Below are 18,190 nucleotides of genomic sequence, written 5' to 3'. Positions count from 1 at the left end.
ATCTTTTACTAAGAAGATATTTAGTAATTAATTTAGCTAAGAAAATTACCCCTTGCCCTTCAACCCATTTACCATAGACTTACCCGTTCGGGAAATTATACCTGCCGTTAGGGAGCACCTGGCGGCGCAGAACACGCTGATCGTCAACGCCCCTCCCGGAGCCGGTAAAAGCACCTTGCTGCCGCTGGCTTTGCTGGACGAGGCCTGGCTGAAAGATCAGAAGATCATCATGCTGGAGCCCCGGCGCCTGGCGGCCAAAACCATTGCCGAGCGCCTGGCGCAGCTGCTGGGCGAGGAGGTAGGCCAGACCGTCGGTTACCGCATCCGTTTCGAAAACCGCACCTCCGCTGCCACCCGTATCGAGGTCGTAACCGAAGGCATTCTCACCCGCATGATCCACAGCGACCGCTCGCTTACGGGCATCGGCATCGTGATCTTCGACGAGTTTCATGAGCGCAGCATCCATGCCGACGTAGCCATGGCCCTGAGCCGGGAGGCGCAGCACACGCTTCGCCCGGACCTGCGCATTATGGTGATGTCGGCCACCCTGGATATGCCCCAGCTTACCAAACTGCTGCAGGCCCCGGTGGCGCAAAGTATGGGGCGGCAATACCCCATCAACACCATCTATACCGGCGACGCCGACGATCGCATGCTGCCCGAAATGACGGCCCGCGTGGTGCAGCAGGCAGCCAAAGAGCAGGAAGGCGATATCCTGGTGTTCCTGCCCGGCGAAAACGACATCCGGAAAGTAGAAACCATACTTCGCAAGCAAATGCGGGGCGTGCAGATACACCCGCTGTTCGGTATGCTGCCCTTCGGCAAGCAATACGCCGCCATTATGCCCGACCGCCAGGGCAGGCGCAAAGTGGTGCTCGCCACCAGCATCGCCGAGACTAGCTTAACCATAGAAGGCATTTCGGTGGTGGTGGATACGGGCTTCGGCAAAAGCTCCCGCTTCGATCCGAAGTCCGGTTTGTCGCGGCTCGAAACAGCGCGCATCTCCAAAGACGCCGCCGACCAGCGTGCCGGCAGGGCAGGGCGTCTGGGGCCGGGTACGGCTTACCGCATGTGGAGCAAAACCACGCAGGAGCGCATGGCCCCGCACCGCACCCCCGAGATACTGGAAGTAGACCTGGCCTCGCTGGTGCTGGACATGGCGCAATGGGGCATTACCGATATCCGTGGCCTTACCTGGCTGAACCCGCCGCCGCGCGCCGCCCTGCAATCGGCCACCGAGATGCTGCACCAGCTGCAGGCGCTGGAGCATGGCCGCATTACCGAGCACGGCAGGCGCATGCACACGCTGCCTTGCCACCCGCGCATTGCGCACATGCTGCTCAAAGCCGAAGAAAGCAACCAGACCGCATTGGCAAGTGATATTGCCGCCGTACTGGAAGAGCGCGACCCGCTGGACCGCAATGCCGGCATCGACATTAATTTAAGGGTAGAAGCGCTGCGCAGGTATAGAGGCGAGCAGGGGCAGGGCAAGCGTTTCGGCAAGATAGAGAAGATAGCCCGCTCTTACCGCCAGCTGTTTAACGTGGAGCCTGAGAACGGCACCTTTGACGAGTATGAAACCGGTGTGCTGCTGGCGCATTGCTACCCCGAGCGCATAGCCTACGCCCGCCCCGGCAACAACGCCCAGTTCCAGCTGGCCAGCGGACAGTATGCGTCTGCCGGTCATAGAGACGACCTGGCGCACGAGCCCTGGCTGGCAGTCGCGCACATGCATGCTGGTTCCGGCGATAACCCGGGCCGTATTTTCCTGGCCTCGCCGCTTAACCCACGCGACCTGGCCCCGCTGTTAAAGCAGCAGGAAGTATACCATTGGGACGTGAATGACGGCGAACTGACTGCTTCTATGGATACCCGCATCGGCAGCATCGTGCTGCAAAGCAAACCGCTGCCAGCCCCCGACGAGAAGCACCGCGTACCGGCCATGTCGGAAGCCATTAAAGCAGAAGGCGAGCACCTGCTGGACTTCAACCACGAGCTAACGCAATGGCAGAACCGCGTGCTGAGCCTCCGCAAATGGCGCCCTTCCGAGTTCTGGCCCGACGTCAGTACCAGCACCTTGCTCATGACCAACATGGAGTGGCTCAAGCCCTACCTCTACGACATCGAGCACCCCGATGAGCTAATGGAACTGGAGTTGCAGCCGATACTGGAAAAGAAGTACCTGAACGAAGAGCAACGCGCAAGGCTGGACATACTGGCCCCTGCTTTCCTGACCCTGCCGGATGGATCAACTATAGAGCTGGCGTATAAACCCGATGGCGCACAACCCAAGCTGGAAATACGTCTGCAGGATGTGCTGGCCTGGGAAGAAAGCCCGACAGTAGACGAAGGGGAAATGACGGTGGAACTGGCATTGCTTACCCCGGAGCTTAAGCCGATCACTACTGTGTCGGACCTGGAGAGTTTCTGGAAAGGGAATTATAGGGTGATCAAACGGCAGTTGGAAGTGGTGTTTCCAGAGGTGAATTGGGAGAGGGGGGGCTGAGTTAGAAAGTTAGAGAGTTAGAGAGTTAGAGAGTTGTTGGAGGTCCTGCGAGCGTCTGGTATGGACAGACTGTAGCTACGTAGCAACCACCAGACGCTCGCGGGTCGTGAAGACACCGCGAGGTCTTTTTGTCTGAATCAGGATTTGCAGGATTTTATAATGGACAGGATTGTTCGTGCATATTGTCATCCCCCCACCCCCTTCAAAGGGGGACTTTTCTGCTATCTGGAGGTATATTTCCTGCCTCGTTGTTCCTATTGCTGATTGTTTTTGCTGCTTTTTAAACTACTCGTGCTGATAGTCCCCCTTTGAAGGGGGTGGGGGGATGACAATCGTTCCTTGGTTCAATCATTCTTTGTCATCTTTTCAGCAGCACCGGGTCCAACCACCCCTAACCCCTCCTTATCTAAGGAGGGGAGCTCTTACTTACTTACTTACTAAAGTGCTTGCTGATCTCATGTAGTACAGCCTCCAGATTGTCGAACACATCTTTGTTTTCAAAGCGCAGCACACGAATGTTCAAATTTCTAAGATATTGGTCTCGCTCTTGATCTGCTTGCTCTGCTGAAGAATGGTTGTGAACTTGACCGTCTAATTCTATCGCTAGATGTTCTGAAGGACAGTAGAAGTCAAGTATATAATTTTCTACACTGTGCTGCCGCCTGAACTTCCTGCCATCTAAACTTCCGCCCTTTAAGTGCTTCCACAACTCAGCTTCGGCTGGAGTCAAACTACCACGCAGCTCCTTTCTGTTTTTCTTCAAGTATCTTCGGTTGTGTAACATAGTAGCTGAGTAGAGCACTTAGTTCGTAAATCCATGAAGTATATTAAACGCAAGGCAGAATGATTGGTAGGGAAAAAAGCTCCCCTCCTTGGATAAGGAGGGGTTAGGGGTGGTTGGACCCGGTACTGCTGAGAATCCTATCAATCAAACTTGATAAACCTGATTATCCAAACAATACTGCAAATCTTAACCCTAGCTTACCTACACATACAACGAACTGATCAGATCCTTATACTTTTCCTGTATCACCCTTCGCTTTAGCTTTAAAGTAGGAGTTAACTCACCGCTTTCAATAGTCCATTCGCTTGGGATGAGAGCGAACTTTTTAACCTGCTCTACCGGGTTGAAATTGCGATTGTACTGGCTTACGGCTTCTTTGATCAGCTTCCAGGCTTCCTGATCTTCTAGCACTGCCATGTTACCGGGGTAAATTTTGCCCTGAGTATCATACCACTCCTTTAGCTTCTGGAAAGCTGGCACAATGAGGGCACCAACATACTTCTGCATTTCGCCTACCACCATGATCTGCTCTATCAGGCCACTCTCCACCATCTTGTTTTCGATGGGCTGCGGCGCCACATACTTTCCGCCACTCGTTTTAAAGAGTTCTTTCTTACGGTCTGTAATTTTCAGGAATTTACCGTCAATCATGGTGCCAATGTCGCCGGTATGCAACCACTCACCCGACATTACTTCTGCTGTCAGGTCAGGGCGCTTATAATAACCCATCATCACATTCGGGCCTTTACACAATATCTCGCCGTCTTCCGCAGTTTTTACTTCCACACCCTCCAGCAATGGCCCTACAGTGCCAAACATCCTGTTCTCTTCGCTGTAGCGGTTGCCGCTGATAATAGGAGAGGCCTCGGTAAGGCCGTAACCTTCCATAACAACAATTTTAGCGGCGGTAAACACCTTGAGTAAGCGTACCTGGCAAGCCGCAGCCCCGGTGATAACAGCTTTTATCTCACCGCCTAATGCTTCCCGCCATTTGCTGTAAACCAGCTTATCGGCCAATGCAAGTTGCAGGCGGTAACTCAGGGGCAGGGGCGTGTTGATCTCATATTGTTCAGCTAGTTCCAGGGCCCAGAAAAAGAGTCGTTTTTTTATACCAGTTAAGGCAGAGCCTTTCGCCACAATGCCTTCGTAGATCTTCTCGAGCAGGCGCGGAACAGTGGTGAAAAGAGTTGGCTTTACCTCACGCAGATTGCCGGCCAGCGTTTCCATTCCCTCTGCGTAGTAGATGGATACGCCGCAGTAAAAATAGCAGTAAGTAGCCATGCGTTCAAAGGCATGGTTTAAAGGCAGAAAGCTGATAGTGCGTTTGCGGAGTACCCCAACTTCCTGTATCAGTGGCGCGCTGCTGAACATGTTGCTCAGGATGTTGTAGTGCGAAAGCATCACGCCTTTAGGCACGCCTGTAGTACCGGAAGTATAAAGTATAGTGGCCAGGTCTTTCTCCTGCACCTGTGCCTTGCTTTGTTCTACCTTTTCGGCCAGTTCGGGTGTTAGGTCTGCTAGCAGCTCTGTCCAGTGCGGCACCTGATCTACCTGCTGGAAAGTATAAATTGCCTGCAGGTCGGGCAGGTTATCCTGCATTTGGCTTATCTTCTGGTAAAGGGCTTTGTTGCCTACAAAGATCATTTTTACTCCCGCATCCTGCAGGACAAACTGAAGCTCACTGTTGCTGATGGTGGGATAAATGGGAACAGAAATAGCACCGGTTTGCTGTATAGCCAAGTCTACCAGCATCCACTCGGGGCAGTTTTGACTTACGATAGCTACCTTATCTCTACCTTCTGCCGTACCGTCACTTCTGGAAATGCCGAGTTGCATGAGTGCGCCGCTGATCTGGTTAACTTTCTCCTGTACCTCGGCGGTGCTATACTTTCTCCAGGCACTATTTTCCTTGGCAGCCAGCATGTCCTCTAGCGGAGCGTTCTGTAGTTGCCATGCTATGCAATCGAACAGGCGACGTGGCTTTGCCTGTGAATTCTTGTTCATCTTTTCTTTCACAAAATCCTTACCTTAAATAAGCCGGTGCGAAGGTAGCTAACAAAGCACTTAACCTGTACTTGCTGCACCTTGCCTTAGCTCAAATGCTTTACTATATCTACGGATTCTGAGTTGTAGTAGTGGTTATATCAATAGTGCTACTGTTGGTAGCTGTACCATTTTAAGCAGTATTCTTATTCCCAGTCTCCCAGCAGTCTCCGGAGCACAATTACTTCGCCAACATGATAGGCATTGTGCTCTGCCACCAGCAGCGCCTCCCGCAGCAGGGTTTGCCCGTCGCCGTGCGGAAAGGGTTTATACAAATCGTTGGAGGTATCCTGCACCAGCTTTATCATTTCTTGCTTGCCCTTACTTATGGCGTTTATACTTTTATCGAGTGCAGCCTGATTGCCGGGGGCTTTTTCTTTTGGCCAGTAATCGTCTGGCCAGTTAGGTTCCTGGTAGTTGGGGTTGTTAATGAATTCGAGTATGTCCTCCAAAGTATAGCGCATGTGGTCTACTAATTGCCAGATGGTGTAGGGTAGATCCTGAACAGTTTTACCAGCAGTTTCTGCTGATAGGTCTTTCAGCAAAGTGCTTAATGGTTGATAGGCTTGTCCGCCGCTCAAAAGCTTAACAAGGTGTGCCCGGAGTGCGCTGTCCTGTTCCATAACGCGTTATACGATTGATGAATTCTCTTTAACGCAAACGTGTATCAGGAGTAGGAGAGAAGCTGCCTTTATAAGCGAAAGCAAGCGTTATTAATGCAAAAGAGGCGCTGTGGTGGCGCCTCTTTTTTAAAAGTATAAATCTGTGTAAGTTGATTGCTGAAGTGATTCAGCAAATTACACTGACTGCAATTCCTTATCTTCCTGGATATCCTTGTGCTCGTCTAGTTTCTTCTCCCATAGGTCGGCGTTTTTAATGCCTAACTGCTGCGGGTTAAAAACGGGATCGAGACCAGCTTTACGCTGGGCCTGGTAATCTTTTAATGCACGAAGGGCTGGTTTGCGTAGTAGGATAATGGCAATCACGTTCAGCCAGGCCATAATGCCCACACCGATATCGCCCAACATCCAGGCAGATTCTGCTGTTTTAACAGAGCCGTAGAAAACAGCGCCCAGCAGCAATACGCGCAACACCCAGATCATCCATTTGTTGCCTTTGGTGTTCAGGTAGCTCAGGTTGGTCTCAGCGATGTAGTAATAGGCCATGATAGTAGTAAAGGCAAAGAAGAAAAGCGACACCGCTACAAAGCCGCTACCCAGCGCTGGGAAATGTGTGTTTACCGCTGACTGCGTATACTCAGGTCCGAACGGGATGCCCGGCAGGTTCTCCACCAGAAATCCGCCTTCCGGATTAACCACATTGTATTGCCCTGTGAACAGGATCATAAAGGCAGTGGCTGTACACACGAACAGCGTATCTACATACACCGAAAAAGCCTGCACCAATCCCTGCTTGGCCGGGTGGCTAACTTCTGCCGCAGCCGCTGCGTGCGGAGCGGTGCCCTGGCCTGCCTCGTTGGAGTAAATGCCACGCTTCACACCCCACGAAATAGCCATTCCAAACACACCGGCAAAAGCTGGTTCTATGTCAAAAGCAGAACGGAAAATCAGGCTAACAACAGCAGGCACTTCTGCTATATTCATCAGGATGATAACTACTGACATCAGTATATAAGCACCCGCCATAAACGGTACCACGACCTCTGCCACTTTACCGATTCGCTTTACGCCTCCCACAATAATAAGGGCCAGCAGGAACGTGATTACGCCACCGGTAACAGCTACCGGAATATCAAAAGCCGTGTTTACGCTGGAGGCAATGCTATTGCTTTGCACACCAGGCAAGAAGAAAGCCATACTTATAACGGTAGCAATAGCAAATACCACAGCATACCATTTCACTCCCAGTCCTTTTTCGATGTAGAACGCCGGACCACCACGATACTGGCCCTCTTTAGTTTCTTTATAAATCTGGCCAAGCGTAGCCTCGATAAATGCGGAAGCGCTTCCCAGGAAAGCGATCATCCACATCCAGAAAATGGCACCTGGTCCGCCCATGGCAATGGCTGTAGCAACCCCTGCAATGTTACCGGTGCCTACACGGCCTGCAATGGCCACTGTAAACGCCTGAAAAGAACTAATACCTTTTTTCGATGCTTCTCCTTTGAACAGCAAACGAACCATTTCGCGGAGGTAGCGCACCTGCAGGAACTTGGTTACTACTGAAAAGTAAATACCCGCTCCCAGGCAAAGTATAATAAGGGCATTGCTCCAGACAATATCATTGATCGAAGAGATAATGTTTTCCATGTTTCTGTGGTTGGAGGGAAGTTAAGATTGAACGAAACTTTAAGATAAGCTAAAAAATCGGATTTTCAGCATGATGATCCTACGGATTAGGCACGGAAGTCCTTCGGAACTGCCTTCAGGCTTGGCATGCAATTAGAATGGGAGCATCCTATAAAGCTATACAGCTAAACCTTTAAGCGCTGTGACTATTGTGCCTGGATAAAGATGGTTAGCCCTGATGATCGGGAATAAATGAAGGTGCTTTTTAAAGGAAAGCAAGAGATTTGAAGCAGGAAATGGGAAGTGTGATGGACAACGCATAAAAAAGAAGGCAGGAATCTTTAGCTTATGTAGCCTTGATTCCTGCCTCCCCTGGTTGCTAGTTAAATATCTGTTTATTGTTCGTTATCCACCGGATCGATTGTCTCAGTTTCAGTTGTAACTGTAGTATCAACGTCACGGATAGTTCTTTCAACTTCTATTTCTGATACAGTAGTGTCTGTGTCTATCACTGTACCATCTGTTTCCCCTTCTGTAGTGCCGTCATCTCCACCGCAAGCATAAAAACCAAACGATGCGAAAACAACTGCTCCTGCTAAAAATAACTTTTTCATTATTGAAATTATTTTAGTTTGTTACAATTTAAACGCTTGATACATAATTGTAAAAGCGCTTGTAATATTATACAATATATATAATCTACGGGTTGAACATATGAAAAGGTTTTGTTTTTAGTAAAAGAGCCTTTTAAATGGGAGAAACGATGATATTTGGTGCTTTACTATAAGTTGTTGATTAGCAGCGTAAAGCAAGGTAGTGACGTCGGATTATTCAATTTTATTTCTTCACTTTATGGCTAGCCTTCTGCATTATAAGGTCACAAGAGCACCCTTACAAGTATAAATTTTGGCTGCCGATAAAAGCTAAGATCGTTTCTGTGCCTCACCGGTCATAGGCACAAATTGTACGGGCATCAGCTGCCTTTCTTCAAACATGTCTCTGCCCGTTCTTACTATTCGTATGAGTTTCTGGTTTTCTCTCCTGATAGGGGCTATTAGTCTGCCGCCAATTGTTAACTGGTACTTGAGCGGCTCCGGTAAAGCAGGCGGAGAGGCCGTAAGTATAATCGCATCGAAGGGAGCTGCCTCAGGCCAGCCGGCATAGCCATCTCCACAGCGGGTTGTAACGTTCCGGATGCCTGCCATGTCCAGGTTTTCTCTTGCTACATGTGCCAGCCACTCTATTACCTCTACGCTGTATATATGCCTGGCTAAACGTGATAAAATGGCAGCATTGTATCCACAGCCTGTGCCTATCTCCAGTACCATATCATCAGGGTGCAGCCGCAGGGCCTGTGCCATATAGGCTACCATGTAAGGCTGGCTAATGGTCTGCTTCCGACCTATAGGTAACGCTCTGTCTTCGTACACGTGATCTGCCACCTCAACCGGTACAAACAGAACACGGTCTACTTCCCACATAGCCTGCAGTACCCGCTGGTCTGTAATGCCCCTTGCTACCAGGTGCTTTTCCATCATTTCCTCTTTCGTTGTTCTCATAGCACAATGAGCTCTTTTATCTTTTACCGCAGGGGACTGATTTAGTTTAGATATGCTGCTGCTACATGATGGCTTGATAAAGACTCAAAATGAATACCTGCTGTAGGAAGTGCATGAGAGGCCTGCTTCAGAAATATAAAGTATGGCCTCCCTTGTTTTGCTAAAGTCCTGCGATCAGTTCTTTATCGGCTTCCTCTACTTGTACAAGTGCGAACTTCTTGGTTTCGGTAATTTTTATTTCATCCAGCATATCAACCAAATTGCTGTAGCGCGACTTTTCCAGCGGCTTTATCAGCACCACCGCTTTTGGGTTTGATTTTATCTGTTCCGAGGTTAGTACCTTTCTTATGCCGTTTGCAGAGAAATCTGTCTTTATTACTTCAGGGTTGTCGCCTGCAAAACCGAAATAGTAAAACACTTCATTTCGCTCGCCAAGTATAACTGTAACGGCATTTTTGGCTTTAATCGGTGCCGGGCCACCAGCTTCTTTGGCATCGGCAGGCATAGCCAGCTCCATCGTCTGCAGTTTTGTAAAGGTGGTGGTAAGCATGAAAAAGGTAAGCAGTAAAAAGGCAAGGTCTACCATTGGTGTCATGTCCAGGTGGAACGCTGAGCTCTTGGCTCTTCTTTTACCGCCTTTACCTGCCGTGTTGTTTTCTTGTATCTGTGCCATCGTGTTTAGATTTTAGTGTGATGAACATTTGAAACTGATCTTGCTTATACTTCGTGTCCGGGCTGTTTCATAAGCTGTAGGGTTTAGTTTGAGTGTTTTTATACTTGATGCAGGCAAGTGGAGAATTCCATAAACAAAGCCAGGTTTTTTTCGCTGAGTTAGCAAAGTATAAAACAACTCCAGCATATGAATGCTGTTGTTTAGAGCTAATTATTTACAGGTTAATATTTTACTATATTAAGACAACCTAATTTGGCGTTTAACGTCTATTTAAATCTTCCCTTTTCTCTCTTTATGCTGTGTTACAGCCGACTTAATGGAGAGCGCATGTATTGTGTATCAAAGATTTTCCGGACTTTTTAAAGTCTCCGGACCCTAATCATTCCCATTTAGTTTAACCCATGAGAAATTTTAACTCAAAACCAGGTAAAGTCGTGCTTACTGTGGCTGTACTTACCTCAGCCATACTGTCGGGCTGTGAAAAGGAATTAGACGAACAAGGCCTGCTGCAGGCGCAAAGCCAGGAAGCTTTAGCTGTTCAGGGGCCTGAGCATGTAGCCAATGAAGTGCTGGTTAAGTTTAAGTCAGGAGTGTCCGGCGAAGCAAGGATGATGGCCTTGTCGCGCATCAGTGGAAAAGTAAAAGAGAATATCCTGACAAAGGCGATGGAACGTGCAGGCGACAGGGAAGGGGTTGTGCTGGTGCATACGCCTATGGCAGCGCTGGAGGCTGTTAACAAGCTAAAAGGTGCAGCAGAGATTGAATTCGCAGAGCCTAACTATATTTACCGGCACCATGCCGTTTCTAACGATCCTTATTTTACCAACGGCTCTTTGTGGGGCATGTATGGTAGCAACATAGCACCTAAAAATGCATATGGCAGCCAGGCTGCAGAAGCCTGGGCAGCAGGTAATACAGGCGCTGCCACGGTAATAGTCGGGATTATAGATGAAGGCGTTATGCACACGCACGAAGACCTTGCCGCTAACATCTGGCACAACACAGAAGACCCAATTGATGGAATAGACAATGATGAAAACGGGTATGTTGATGACTATTACGGCTGGGACTTTGACGGAAATGACAATACTACCTTTGACGGTTCACACGATGACCATGGCACACACGTAGCCGGCACAATTGGAGCCGTTGGCGGAAATGGGAAAGGCGTAGCAGGAGTTACCTGGAATGTAAAGATGATCACAGCCAAATTCCTGGGCCGACAGGGCGGTACAACGGCAAATGCTATTAAAGCTGTAGATTACCTGACAGACCTGAAAATACGCCATGGTATACACCTTGTAGCCAGTAACAACTCCTGGGGAGGTGGTGGTTACTCTAAAAGCTTAGAGCTCGCCATTGAGCGTGCAAATTCCGCTAACATACTTTTTGTTGCTGCGGCAGGCAACGGAGGCAGAGACGGAGTAGGTGACAACAACGATACTAGCCCGCATTACCCTTCCAGTTACCCAAACGAAAACATCATAGCAGTGGCTTCCATTACAAAGACAGGTACTAAATCCGGTTTTTCTAATTATGGCGCTGCTTCAGTAGATATTGGCGCACCTGGATCTGGTATTTATTCTACCTTGCCAGATAAAAGAGGTAACTCCAGTTATGGGGCTTACAGCGGCACATCGATGGCTACACCGCACGTAACGGGAGCCGTGGCTTTATATGCGGCTATAAACGCTGGAGCATCAGCTGCTATTATCAAAGGTGAAATACTAGGCACTACTATAGCAACAGGTGATCTTTCAGGAAAATGTTTGACAGGAGGCCGCTTAAACGTAAGTGGCTCTGTAAGCTTAGTGGCAAACAAATAGACAGGCTGTATAAAGTATAAGTCAAAAAGATAATAACTGGCTCTGGTAGAGCTGTACTTCATTTTTAGAGTTCTGCCATTTCGGTTATCTACTGTTAATTTGTACTATTTTTGAGTGGCTAAAGCTGACATTTTTGCATACAAAAGCCTTAATGCAGCTTGAATTTCCATAAACACAAGTGTGATAGAAAAAAAATTGCATAAATTTTCAACTGTTTGTAACCTTGGTATATTTTATGCCGTATACTAAAGTGGCTAAAAAGTTGAAAAGTTTAATTTTGCTAAATTGACCTTTCAATATATAAGACGGGCTTCTTGGCGGAAGCCCGTCTTTTTTTGTGCCCGTTTGGTTTGGCAGCTATACTTATCAATCAACCTCCATATACTTCTCGTCACCGTTCATGCGCACTATTCTGGGATGGAAGGTGCCAACTACTTCAACTAAGTCCTGCTGCGCCGCCATTACCTGATGAATGTCTTTGTATACCATAGGTGCTTCATCCAGGTCAGAGCCAATTACTTCTATACCTGCTTTCTGTATAAATTTCTGTACCTGCGGTTTGGTCAGCGTTTTTTTTGCCTGCGTCCTGGACATTACCCTACCTGCTCCATGGGAGGCTGAGTTTATAGATGCTGCTTCACCTTTTCCCCTTACAATAAAACCAGGAGTGGCCATAGAGCCGGGGATAATTCCCAATACTCCTTTGCCGGCTGGGGTAGCGCCTTTTCGGTGCACGATATACTCCCGACCTTCGGCATCCTTTTCTTTCCAGGCAAAGTTGTGGTGGTTTTCGATGGTGGCCAGTGGCGTTTCTCCAAGTGCTGAGGCAATGCGATGGTGTATCTGATGATGGCAGGCAGAGGCATAGTCGCCGGCAAGGTTCATGGCCATCCAGTATTCCTGACCTGCATCCGAATCCAGGTCGAGCCAGGCGAGGTGCTTTGCCTCCTGTGGTAGTCGGCAACTGTCCATGGCTACTTTGGTGTAATAGCCGGCAATATTTGCGCCCAGGCCACGTGAGCCGGAGTGGGAGAGAACGGAGAGGTAGGAGCCCAGGGGCAGTCCAAATTCATTCTGCTCGTCCTGTATGTCTACCACGCCAAATTCTACAAAGTGATTGCCTCCCCCTGAGGTGCCCAACTGGCTATATGCCCTGTCTTTTAGCTCATGTACAATCGGGATCTCATGAAACTCCATTCGGTCCATCACTGGGTGGTCCATAGGCTTCTGGAAAGAGGAGAAACCGAAGCGTGTATTATCCTGTAGCATCTTTTTAAGCTCTTCTCGGTGCTTGTCCAGGTACCCGGTATGTATGTCGAAAATGCTCATGCTCATGCGGCAGCCAATATCTACACCTACACCGTAAGGTATCACGGCATTCTCTACAGCCAGTACGCCGCCAATGGGTAAACCATAGCCTTGGTGAGCATCTGGCATCAGGGCGCCTGCGCGTGTAACTGGCAAGCGCATGGCAATATCCATCTGCTTCAGTGCTCCTTCTTCAATCCCCTCTGCTCCGTAAATGGCATATTTCTGCTGTTCATTTCTTAGGGCCACAGGGGCAGTTTCTTTATGTGCAAGTATAGCCTGCGCCAAAGAGCCAAGGGTTGCATGCAACTGGTATAGATCTGGGGCTGTGAGTACATCCTGCACCAGTTCTATCTGGTGGTTTTTGCCAAGTTCCGTAAAGTATGTGTGTACAATGTTTAAAGCGGTACCAAGCGGTTTACCTGCCGGAAAACCGATCTTAAGCAGGTCGTTTGCTGTGAGTTTATTGGAGGCTGTTTTTTTCTTTTTCTTCGTCATAGTGTAATGCGCTTCAGAACACTTTGTACGAAGTATAGCTGGTAGGGAGTTAAGTGGATGTATACAGATGGGACTAAATTCATACTATAGTATGCTGCTTTGTGGTTTTTGCTCGGAAATGGCTGCTGTTGGTTTATAGCTACTTTGGACCAACCACCCCCGTTCCTGCTAGGCTGCTGGGGGCATTATCGTCAAAGTAAGCCTTTTGTCATCTCGACGACAGGAGAGATCTCTTTAGAATTCCTACTGCATTAAGTCTGGAAAGATTTCTCCCAAAGGTCGAAATGACAGATTAAGTTAAGTAGGCAGGAATTGTGAGATGGCAACTTACGCGGACAATTTTTCCATTATAACCCAGAACATCAGCGCCGAAGTCAAAATAAAAAATAAAAATTTTTAGGAGTCTCGTAACCTTGCTACAAACTGTGCCGTATAAAAGGATGGCTAAAAGTTGAAAAGTTTTCTGATAATAACTATTCAATGATAAAAAAGGGCTCCCTTAAAAAAGGAGCCCTTTCTTTTTTGTAGTATGTCGTATTGTCTTTCAGAGCTGTTATTGCTCCAACAGCATATATTCAATCTATAAGATCACTACCTTAAGCATAAACCAGAGAAGGTACTTACTTTGGAGTGAGTACCTGGTGTTCTATGGTGATTACATGTAGAAAAGACAGTTAATCTTGTTATGTTCTTCTTTACATATCTGGCGATAAAACTGTTTTACGCAGCCTTTACCCTTACAGCATTTAATCCTTTCGGGCCTTTCTCCACCTCAAACGTAACTTTGTCGTTTTCTTTGATAGGGCAGGTTAAGCCGTTCTGGTGCACAAAAATGCTTTCCTGTGTGTCGTGGTCCCTGATAAAGCCGTAGCCTTTTGATGAATTGAAAAAAGTAACCGTACCTTTCCTGATTAGATCAGCCGGGTCTGGTTCTTCCTGCTTCGATACGCCAATCTGGATATCTTCCTGCTTTATTTCCTTTTTCTTCTTGGTCGGATCTGGAGGAGTTGAGCTGATATTTCCAAACTCATCTACATAAGCAAGCATATCGTCTAAGCCCTGTCCTTTGCTGGAGTTAGCTTTGCGATCTTCTTTCTTCGCTTCTTTGTCCTGTCTTTTCTTAAGCTTCTTTTTCTCTTTTTCTTTTTTACTGAAGGTCTCTTGTGATCTACCCATATATTGATTTATGATTAAAAATTATTTCCACTTTTTCTGTAACGGCGGCTTGTTAAGGCTAGTACCGGAACATGAAATTAGTGCCGTTTCGTATCCACTTCTCGAAGAAGGAGTTGTCGTTGTATTCACCTGACAGCAGCTCAAATTCAGGATCGTTTTTATTTGATCTTGATTCCATAAAGCTGTCCAGCGAATCCTGGTTGTTCGGTTCCCATTCCCGCCCTTTTTGGAGTGCCACACATATGTACTCGCGGGTAATGTTGTCAACTAAGTATTTTCTGTTCATCTGTACTATTTAACGTGCCACCTGAAATAAGGATCAGTTTACCTGATAAACCGGAAGGTTGAGTGATACAAATAAAAAAGCCTTACGTACGTAAGGCTTTTTCAAATGAGTTATATCACAAGACTAAGCAAGCTTTACATTAACCGCATTTAGTCCTTTTCTTCCTTCCTGAAGGTCAAAAGTTACCTTGTCGTTTTCTCTGATCTCATTAACCAGGCCAGATACGTGTACAAAGTACTCCTGATCTGTGTTTTCTTCTTTAATAAACCCGAACCCTTTCAGGTCATTGAAGAATTTTACTGTTCCGTTATTCATATGATTTTGATTATTATACACTTACTACATATGTAGGCGTGTATTTGTTCATTATTTTTTACAAGTTACAATAAAAAGTTTACAATTCTGCTACGTAAGGCTTTAATTGATGAATTTATTTTTAATCCTTGCCAGTTTCAGCTGTAAATCAGTGAAAGTAGCTACACTTTTACCTTAACCGAATCGCAGCGTGAAAACCGTTCCTTCGCCTTCAGCGGATTGCAGTTGTATGGTGCCGCGGTGCAGCATCACGATCTGCTTGCACAAACTCAGCCCAATGCCGCTGCCTTGCTTTTTAGTAGTAAAAAACGGAATAAAAACTTTTTCCTGTACTTCTTTGGACATGCCCCTTCCGTTATCCGCCATTTTGATTATTGTTTTGCCCTGCTCGTCCCGGTTAGCTGAAAGTATGATCTGGGGCTCAGAGCTTTCTTTAACTGCCTCTATGGCATTTACCAGCAGGTTGATCAGTACCTGGTCTAGCAGGTTGGGATCGGCTTGTAAGTATAGATTAGCGTCTTTTAAAACTACGTCCAGTTTTATATTCTTCTGGTTCAGCGTTGGCTGCATGAGCCGCTGCAGGTTCGAGAACAATTCCTGTACGTTAACAGTGTTCAGGTTCAGGTGGTTGATCTTACTCAGGTTACGGTAAGTTTCTGCAAAACGCAACAGCCCTTCGCTGCGGCGCTTAATCGTTTCTACTCCAACTTCCAGATCTTCTATGTCGTCGGCAGATGCTCCTTTGATAACTGTTTCGTGCAGGCGGTTTTTGAGTGTCTCTGCCAGCGAGGAGATAGGGGCCACCGAATTCATGATTTCATGTGTCATCACATTCAGTAGCTTCTGCCATGCCTGCGACTCCGTTTCGTCCAGCGCCTCGTTCACGTTCTGGAAGGCGATCAGTTTATACTTGTCGCCTTCGTGTTGAAAGGCGGTGGCAGACAGTAATACCTTAAATGCACTTTTATCGAAGTGCGCCGTGTTGGCAGTGGCAATTTTGCTATGGCCGGGCTTCAGGTTCTTTACCTCTTCGTACAAGCTTTCGTCGCGCCTGGCAAGGTAATGGATAGACTGCATGAAAGGGAGGTGCAGCAGCTTCTTGAGTGGCTCGTTCATCAGCACTACTTCGCCGCTGTCAATTTTATAGGAAAGTATTCCGGTATCGACTAGCTCCATCACTTTCTGCAGGTTCTGGAACTGGGTTTCTCTCTCGGTGCTGAGGGCTTTAAAGGTAGAATTGATCTCGTTGAACCCTTTACGCAGCGTTTCCAACTGCGATGGGGCTTGCTTTTCGTTGAAGTACCTCGAGAAATCGCGGTAATGCACCGAATCTATAAACTGCTTAAACTCTTCCTGTGCCTGCTTCAAAAACCGGATGAGTTCGAACACCTGGTATATGATCAGCGGAAGTATAAACACCAACAGCTCAGCCAGCTTATAAATTATAACAACTGCAGGCGTGCTAAGCGTAAGCAGAAGCAGGGCTACCCGAAGTATAACTTTCGACTCAAAGGATTTAAATATCATACTTGCCTAATCGTCGGTACAACGCGGTGCGGGTAATACCCAGTTCTTTTGCAGCCTTGGTCATGTTGCCGCCGTGCTTTTCCATTACCAGGTGTATGGTGGCTTTTTCCAGCTCCTCCAGGTTCGTTTCCTGTTGCTGTGGCTCTGCAGCAGGCGCAGACTCTATTGGTGAGAAAAGTATATCCTGTGGCTCCAATACGTAATTGTCGGCCATAATTATAGCACGCTCTATCGCATACTGCAGTTCGCGCACATTCCCCGGAAAGTGGTAGCTCTTTAACTTCTCCTGCGCCTGCTTCGATAATTCAGGTTCAGGCTTCATGTACTTAGTGGCATATAAGTTTGCAAAGTGCTTAGCCAGCAGTATAATGTCGTTGTTGCGCTTGCGGAGTGGCGGCACCATAATTTCTACGGTGTTGATGCGATAGATCAGGTCTTTGCGAAACCTGTTCTCATTGGCAAGCTCCGATAGCGGTACGTTAGTAGCGCAAAGCAACCGCACATCAATATCTATGGGTTCGTTGGAGCCAAGCCGTATTACCTGCCTATTTTGAAGTACACTTAAAAGCTTTGACTGCTGTTGCAGCGAAATATTTCCGATCTCATCCAGAAAAATAGTGCCGCCATGCGCCGCCTCAAAGCGGCCAGCGCGATCTTCTCGGGCATCGGTAAAAGCTCCTTTCTTATGGCCGAACAACTCACTCTCGAAAAGTGATTCTGTTAAGGCACCTACATCTACTTTAATAAAAGGCTTATCGGCTCTAAGTGAGTGTTGGTGAATGGCTTTTGCTATAAGTTCTTTGCCCGTTCCGTTTTCGCCAAGTATTAGTATGTTCGCATCGGTAGGGGCAACTTTTTTGATCTTAATAAAAATATCCTGCATTGCCTCCGATTCGCCTAACATCTCAGTTCCACTGATTTTGGCTGAAGTTGTCTGGGCAGTTATACTTGCATTTCCTTCTTTCTTACTGATGGCGTCTGTGAGTATACTCAGCAACTTCTCGTTATGCCATGGCTTTACTACAAAATCAAATGCGCCTTCTTTAAGCGAACGTATGGCAAGGTCAATGTCGCCATAAGCCGTAATCATGATCACGGCAGTCTCAGGCTTCAGCTCCTTTATCTTTTTTAACCAATAAAGACCTTCGTTACCGGTGTTCAGGGCACTTTTGAAGTTCATATCCAAAAGTACCAGGTCGAAAGTATGGTTTTTTAAAAGCGAAGGTATCTGCTCCGGGTTCTTTTCGACTATAATCTCCTTTACCTGTGGCCGCAGTAGCAGGCGCACTGCGGTCAGCACATCAGTGTCGTCGTCGATTACAAGTATGGAAGCTTTCTTTAACTGCATGGTATCTAAATATACTACCGAAATAAACTACAATTATGCCACTAATACAACAGCTTGATTACGAGCGATAAACGCTGCAGCAAGTATAGAGG

General features: G+C 47.4%; 15 protein-coding genes. 2 read left to right on the top strand and 13 right to left on the bottom strand.

The genetic code is table 11. The features are described from left to right. The first annotated feature begins 52 nt into the window (after window positions 1-52). Window positions 53-2,506: an ATP-dependent helicase HrpB gene (hrpB, locus tag H8S84_RS03660; protein WP_187065902.1), complete on the top strand. Its 2,454-nt coding sequence runs from the start codon at window positions 53-55 to the stop codon at window positions 2,504-2,506. 430 nt (window positions 2,507-2,936) lie between these two features. Here hrpB and H8S84_RS03655 read toward each other — a convergent pair whose 3' ends face one another. The 7 genes from H8S84_RS03655 to H8S84_RS03625 form a co-directional block, all read right to left on the bottom strand. Further along, window positions 2,937-3,269 (bottom strand): endonuclease domain-containing protein, encoded by a 333-nt coding sequence (locus tag H8S84_RS03655; protein WP_230407031.1) that lies wholly within the window; start codon window positions 3,267-3,269, stop codon window positions 2,937-2,939. A gap of 222 nt (window positions 3,270-3,491) precedes the next feature. After that, window positions 3,492-5,294, bottom strand: a complete 1,803-nt coding sequence (locus H8S84_RS03650) for an AMP-dependent synthetase/ligase (RefSeq protein ID WP_187065900.1) — start codon at window positions 5,292-5,294, stop codon at window positions 3,492-3,494. A 185-nt stretch (window positions 5,295-5,479) separates the two neighbouring features. Next, window positions 5,480-5,956, bottom strand: coding sequence for a DinB family protein (locus tag H8S84_RS03645; protein WP_187065899.1), 477 nt, complete (start codon window positions 5,954-5,956; stop codon window positions 5,480-5,482). A 174-nt stretch (window positions 5,957-6,130) separates the two neighbouring features. Continuing rightward, a complete protein-coding gene (locus tag H8S84_RS03640; RefSeq protein ID WP_187065898.1) occupies window positions 6,131-7,603 on the bottom strand; it encodes an alanine/glycine:cation symporter family protein in 1,473 nt (490 codons plus the stop codon). Between the two features lie 374 nt (window positions 7,604-7,977). After that, a complete protein-coding gene (locus H8S84_RS03635) occupies window positions 7,978-8,196 on the bottom strand; it encodes a hypothetical protein (protein ID WP_187065897.1) in 219 nt (72 codons plus the stop codon). Window positions 8,197-8,505: 309 nt separating this feature from the next. Continuing rightward, a complete protein-coding gene (locus tag H8S84_RS03630; protein WP_187065896.1) occupies window positions 8,506-9,141 on the bottom strand; it encodes a protein-L-isoaspartate(D-aspartate) O-methyltransferase in 636 nt (211 codons plus the stop codon). Between the two features lie 160 nt (window positions 9,142-9,301). Continuing rightward, window positions 9,302-9,814 carry a biopolymer transporter ExbD gene (locus tag H8S84_RS03625; RefSeq protein WP_187065895.1) on the bottom strand — a complete coding sequence of 171 codons (513 nt, stop codon included), beginning with the start codon at window positions 9,812-9,814 and terminating at the stop codon, window positions 9,302-9,304. Between the two features lie 401 nt (window positions 9,815-10,215). Here H8S84_RS03625 and H8S84_RS03620 point away from each other — a divergent pair, with 401 nt between their 5' ends. Continuing rightward, entirely contained in the window at window positions 10,216-11,640 is a 1,425-nt protein-coding gene (locus H8S84_RS03620) for a S8 family peptidase (RefSeq protein WP_187065894.1), read from the top strand. Between the two features lie 366 nt (window positions 11,641-12,006). Here the strand turns inward: H8S84_RS03620 and H8S84_RS03615 are convergent, their stop codons facing one another. The 6 genes from H8S84_RS03615 to H8S84_RS03590 form a co-directional block, all read right to left on the bottom strand. Beyond that, window positions 12,007-13,446 carry an RtcB family protein gene (locus tag H8S84_RS03615; RefSeq protein ID WP_187065893.1) on the bottom strand — a complete coding sequence of 480 codons (1,440 nt, stop codon included), beginning with the start codon at window positions 13,444-13,446 and terminating at the stop codon, window positions 12,007-12,009. 720 nt (window positions 13,447-14,166) lie between these two features. Then, entirely contained in the window at window positions 14,167-14,622 is a 456-nt protein-coding gene (locus H8S84_RS03610; protein WP_187065892.1) for a cold-shock protein, read from the bottom strand. A gap of 58 nt (window positions 14,623-14,680) precedes the next feature. Continuing rightward, on the bottom strand, window positions 14,681-14,908 hold the full coding sequence (locus H8S84_RS03605) for a hypothetical protein (RefSeq protein WP_187065891.1): 228 nt from the start codon (window positions 14,906-14,908) through the stop codon (window positions 14,681-14,683). A 123-nt stretch (window positions 14,909-15,031) separates the two neighbouring features. Beyond that, window positions 15,032-15,223, bottom strand: coding sequence for a cold-shock protein (locus H8S84_RS03600; protein ID WP_187065890.1), 192 nt, complete (start codon window positions 15,221-15,223; stop codon window positions 15,032-15,034). A 174-nt stretch (window positions 15,224-15,397) separates the two neighbouring features. Next, a complete protein-coding gene (locus H8S84_RS03595) occupies window positions 15,398-16,750 on the bottom strand; it encodes a sensor histidine kinase (RefSeq protein WP_187065889.1) in 1,353 nt (450 codons plus the stop codon). Next, window positions 16,740-18,098 carry a sigma-54-dependent transcriptional regulator gene (locus tag H8S84_RS03590; protein ID WP_187065888.1) on the bottom strand — a complete coding sequence of 453 codons (1,359 nt, stop codon included), beginning with the start codon at window positions 18,096-18,098 and terminating at the stop codon, window positions 16,740-16,742. The genes H8S84_RS03595 and H8S84_RS03590 overlap by 11 nt, the downstream gene beginning before the upstream one ends. Window positions 18,099-18,190 lie beyond the last annotated feature (92 nt).

The organism is Pontibacter cellulosilyticus, from assembly GCF_014306105.1.
Classification (GTDB): domain Bacteria; phylum Bacteroidota; class Bacteroidia; order Cytophagales; family Hymenobacteraceae; genus Pontibacter; species Pontibacter cellulosilyticus.
This window is presented reverse-complemented; position numbering and strand designations above follow the sequence as displayed.

What these genes read in the sequence shown, in the direction of transcription:
- H8S84_RS03650 (WP_187065900.1), bottom strand. Translation starts at nt 5,294, where the DNA reads ATGAACAAGAATTCACAGGCAAAGCCACGTCGCCTGTTCGATTGCATA.
- H8S84_RS03645 (WP_187065899.1), bottom strand. Translation starts at nt 5,956, where the DNA reads ATGGAACAGGACAGCGCACTCCGGGCACACCTTGTTAAGCTTTTGAGC.
- H8S84_RS03640 (WP_187065898.1), bottom strand. Translation starts at nt 7,603, where the DNA reads ATGGAAAACATTATCTCTTCGATCAATGATATTGTCTGGAGCAATGCC.
- H8S84_RS03635 (WP_187065897.1), bottom strand. Translation starts at nt 8,196, where the DNA reads ATGAAAAAGTTATTTTTAGCAGGAGCAGTTGTTTTCGCATCGTTTGGT.
- H8S84_RS03630 (WP_187065896.1), bottom strand. Translation starts at nt 9,141, where the DNA reads ATGAGAACAACGAAAGAGGAAATGATGGAAAAGCACCTGGTAGCAAGG.
- H8S84_RS03625 (WP_187065895.1), bottom strand. Translation starts at nt 9,814, where the DNA reads ATGGCACAGATACAAGAAAACAACACGGCAGGTAAAGGCGGTAAAAGA.
- H8S84_RS03620 (WP_187065894.1), top strand. Translation starts at nt 10,216, where the DNA reads ATGAGAAATTTTAACTCAAAACCAGGTAAAGTCGTGCTTACTGTGGCT.
- H8S84_RS03615 (WP_187065893.1), bottom strand. Translation starts at nt 13,446, where the DNA reads ATGACGAAGAAAAAGAAAAAAACAGCCTCCAATAAACTCACAGCAAAC.
- H8S84_RS03610 (WP_187065892.1), bottom strand. Translation starts at nt 14,622, where the DNA reads ATGGGTAGATCACAAGAGACCTTCAGTAAAAAAGAAAAAGAGAAAAAG.
- H8S84_RS03605 (WP_187065891.1), bottom strand. Translation starts at nt 14,908, where the DNA reads ATGAACAGAAAATACTTAGTTGACAACATTACCCGCGAGTACATATGT.
- H8S84_RS03600 (WP_187065890.1), bottom strand. Translation starts at nt 15,223, where the DNA reads ATGAATAACGGAACAGTAAAATTCTTCAATGACCTGAAAGGGTTCGGG.
- H8S84_RS03595 (WP_187065889.1), bottom strand. Translation starts at nt 16,750, where the DNA reads ATGATATTTAAATCCTTTGAGTCGAAAGTTATACTTCGGGTAGCCCTG.
- H8S84_RS03590 (WP_187065888.1), bottom strand. Translation starts at nt 18,098, where the DNA reads ATGCAGTTAAAGAAAGCTTCCATACTTGTAATCGACGACGACACTGAT.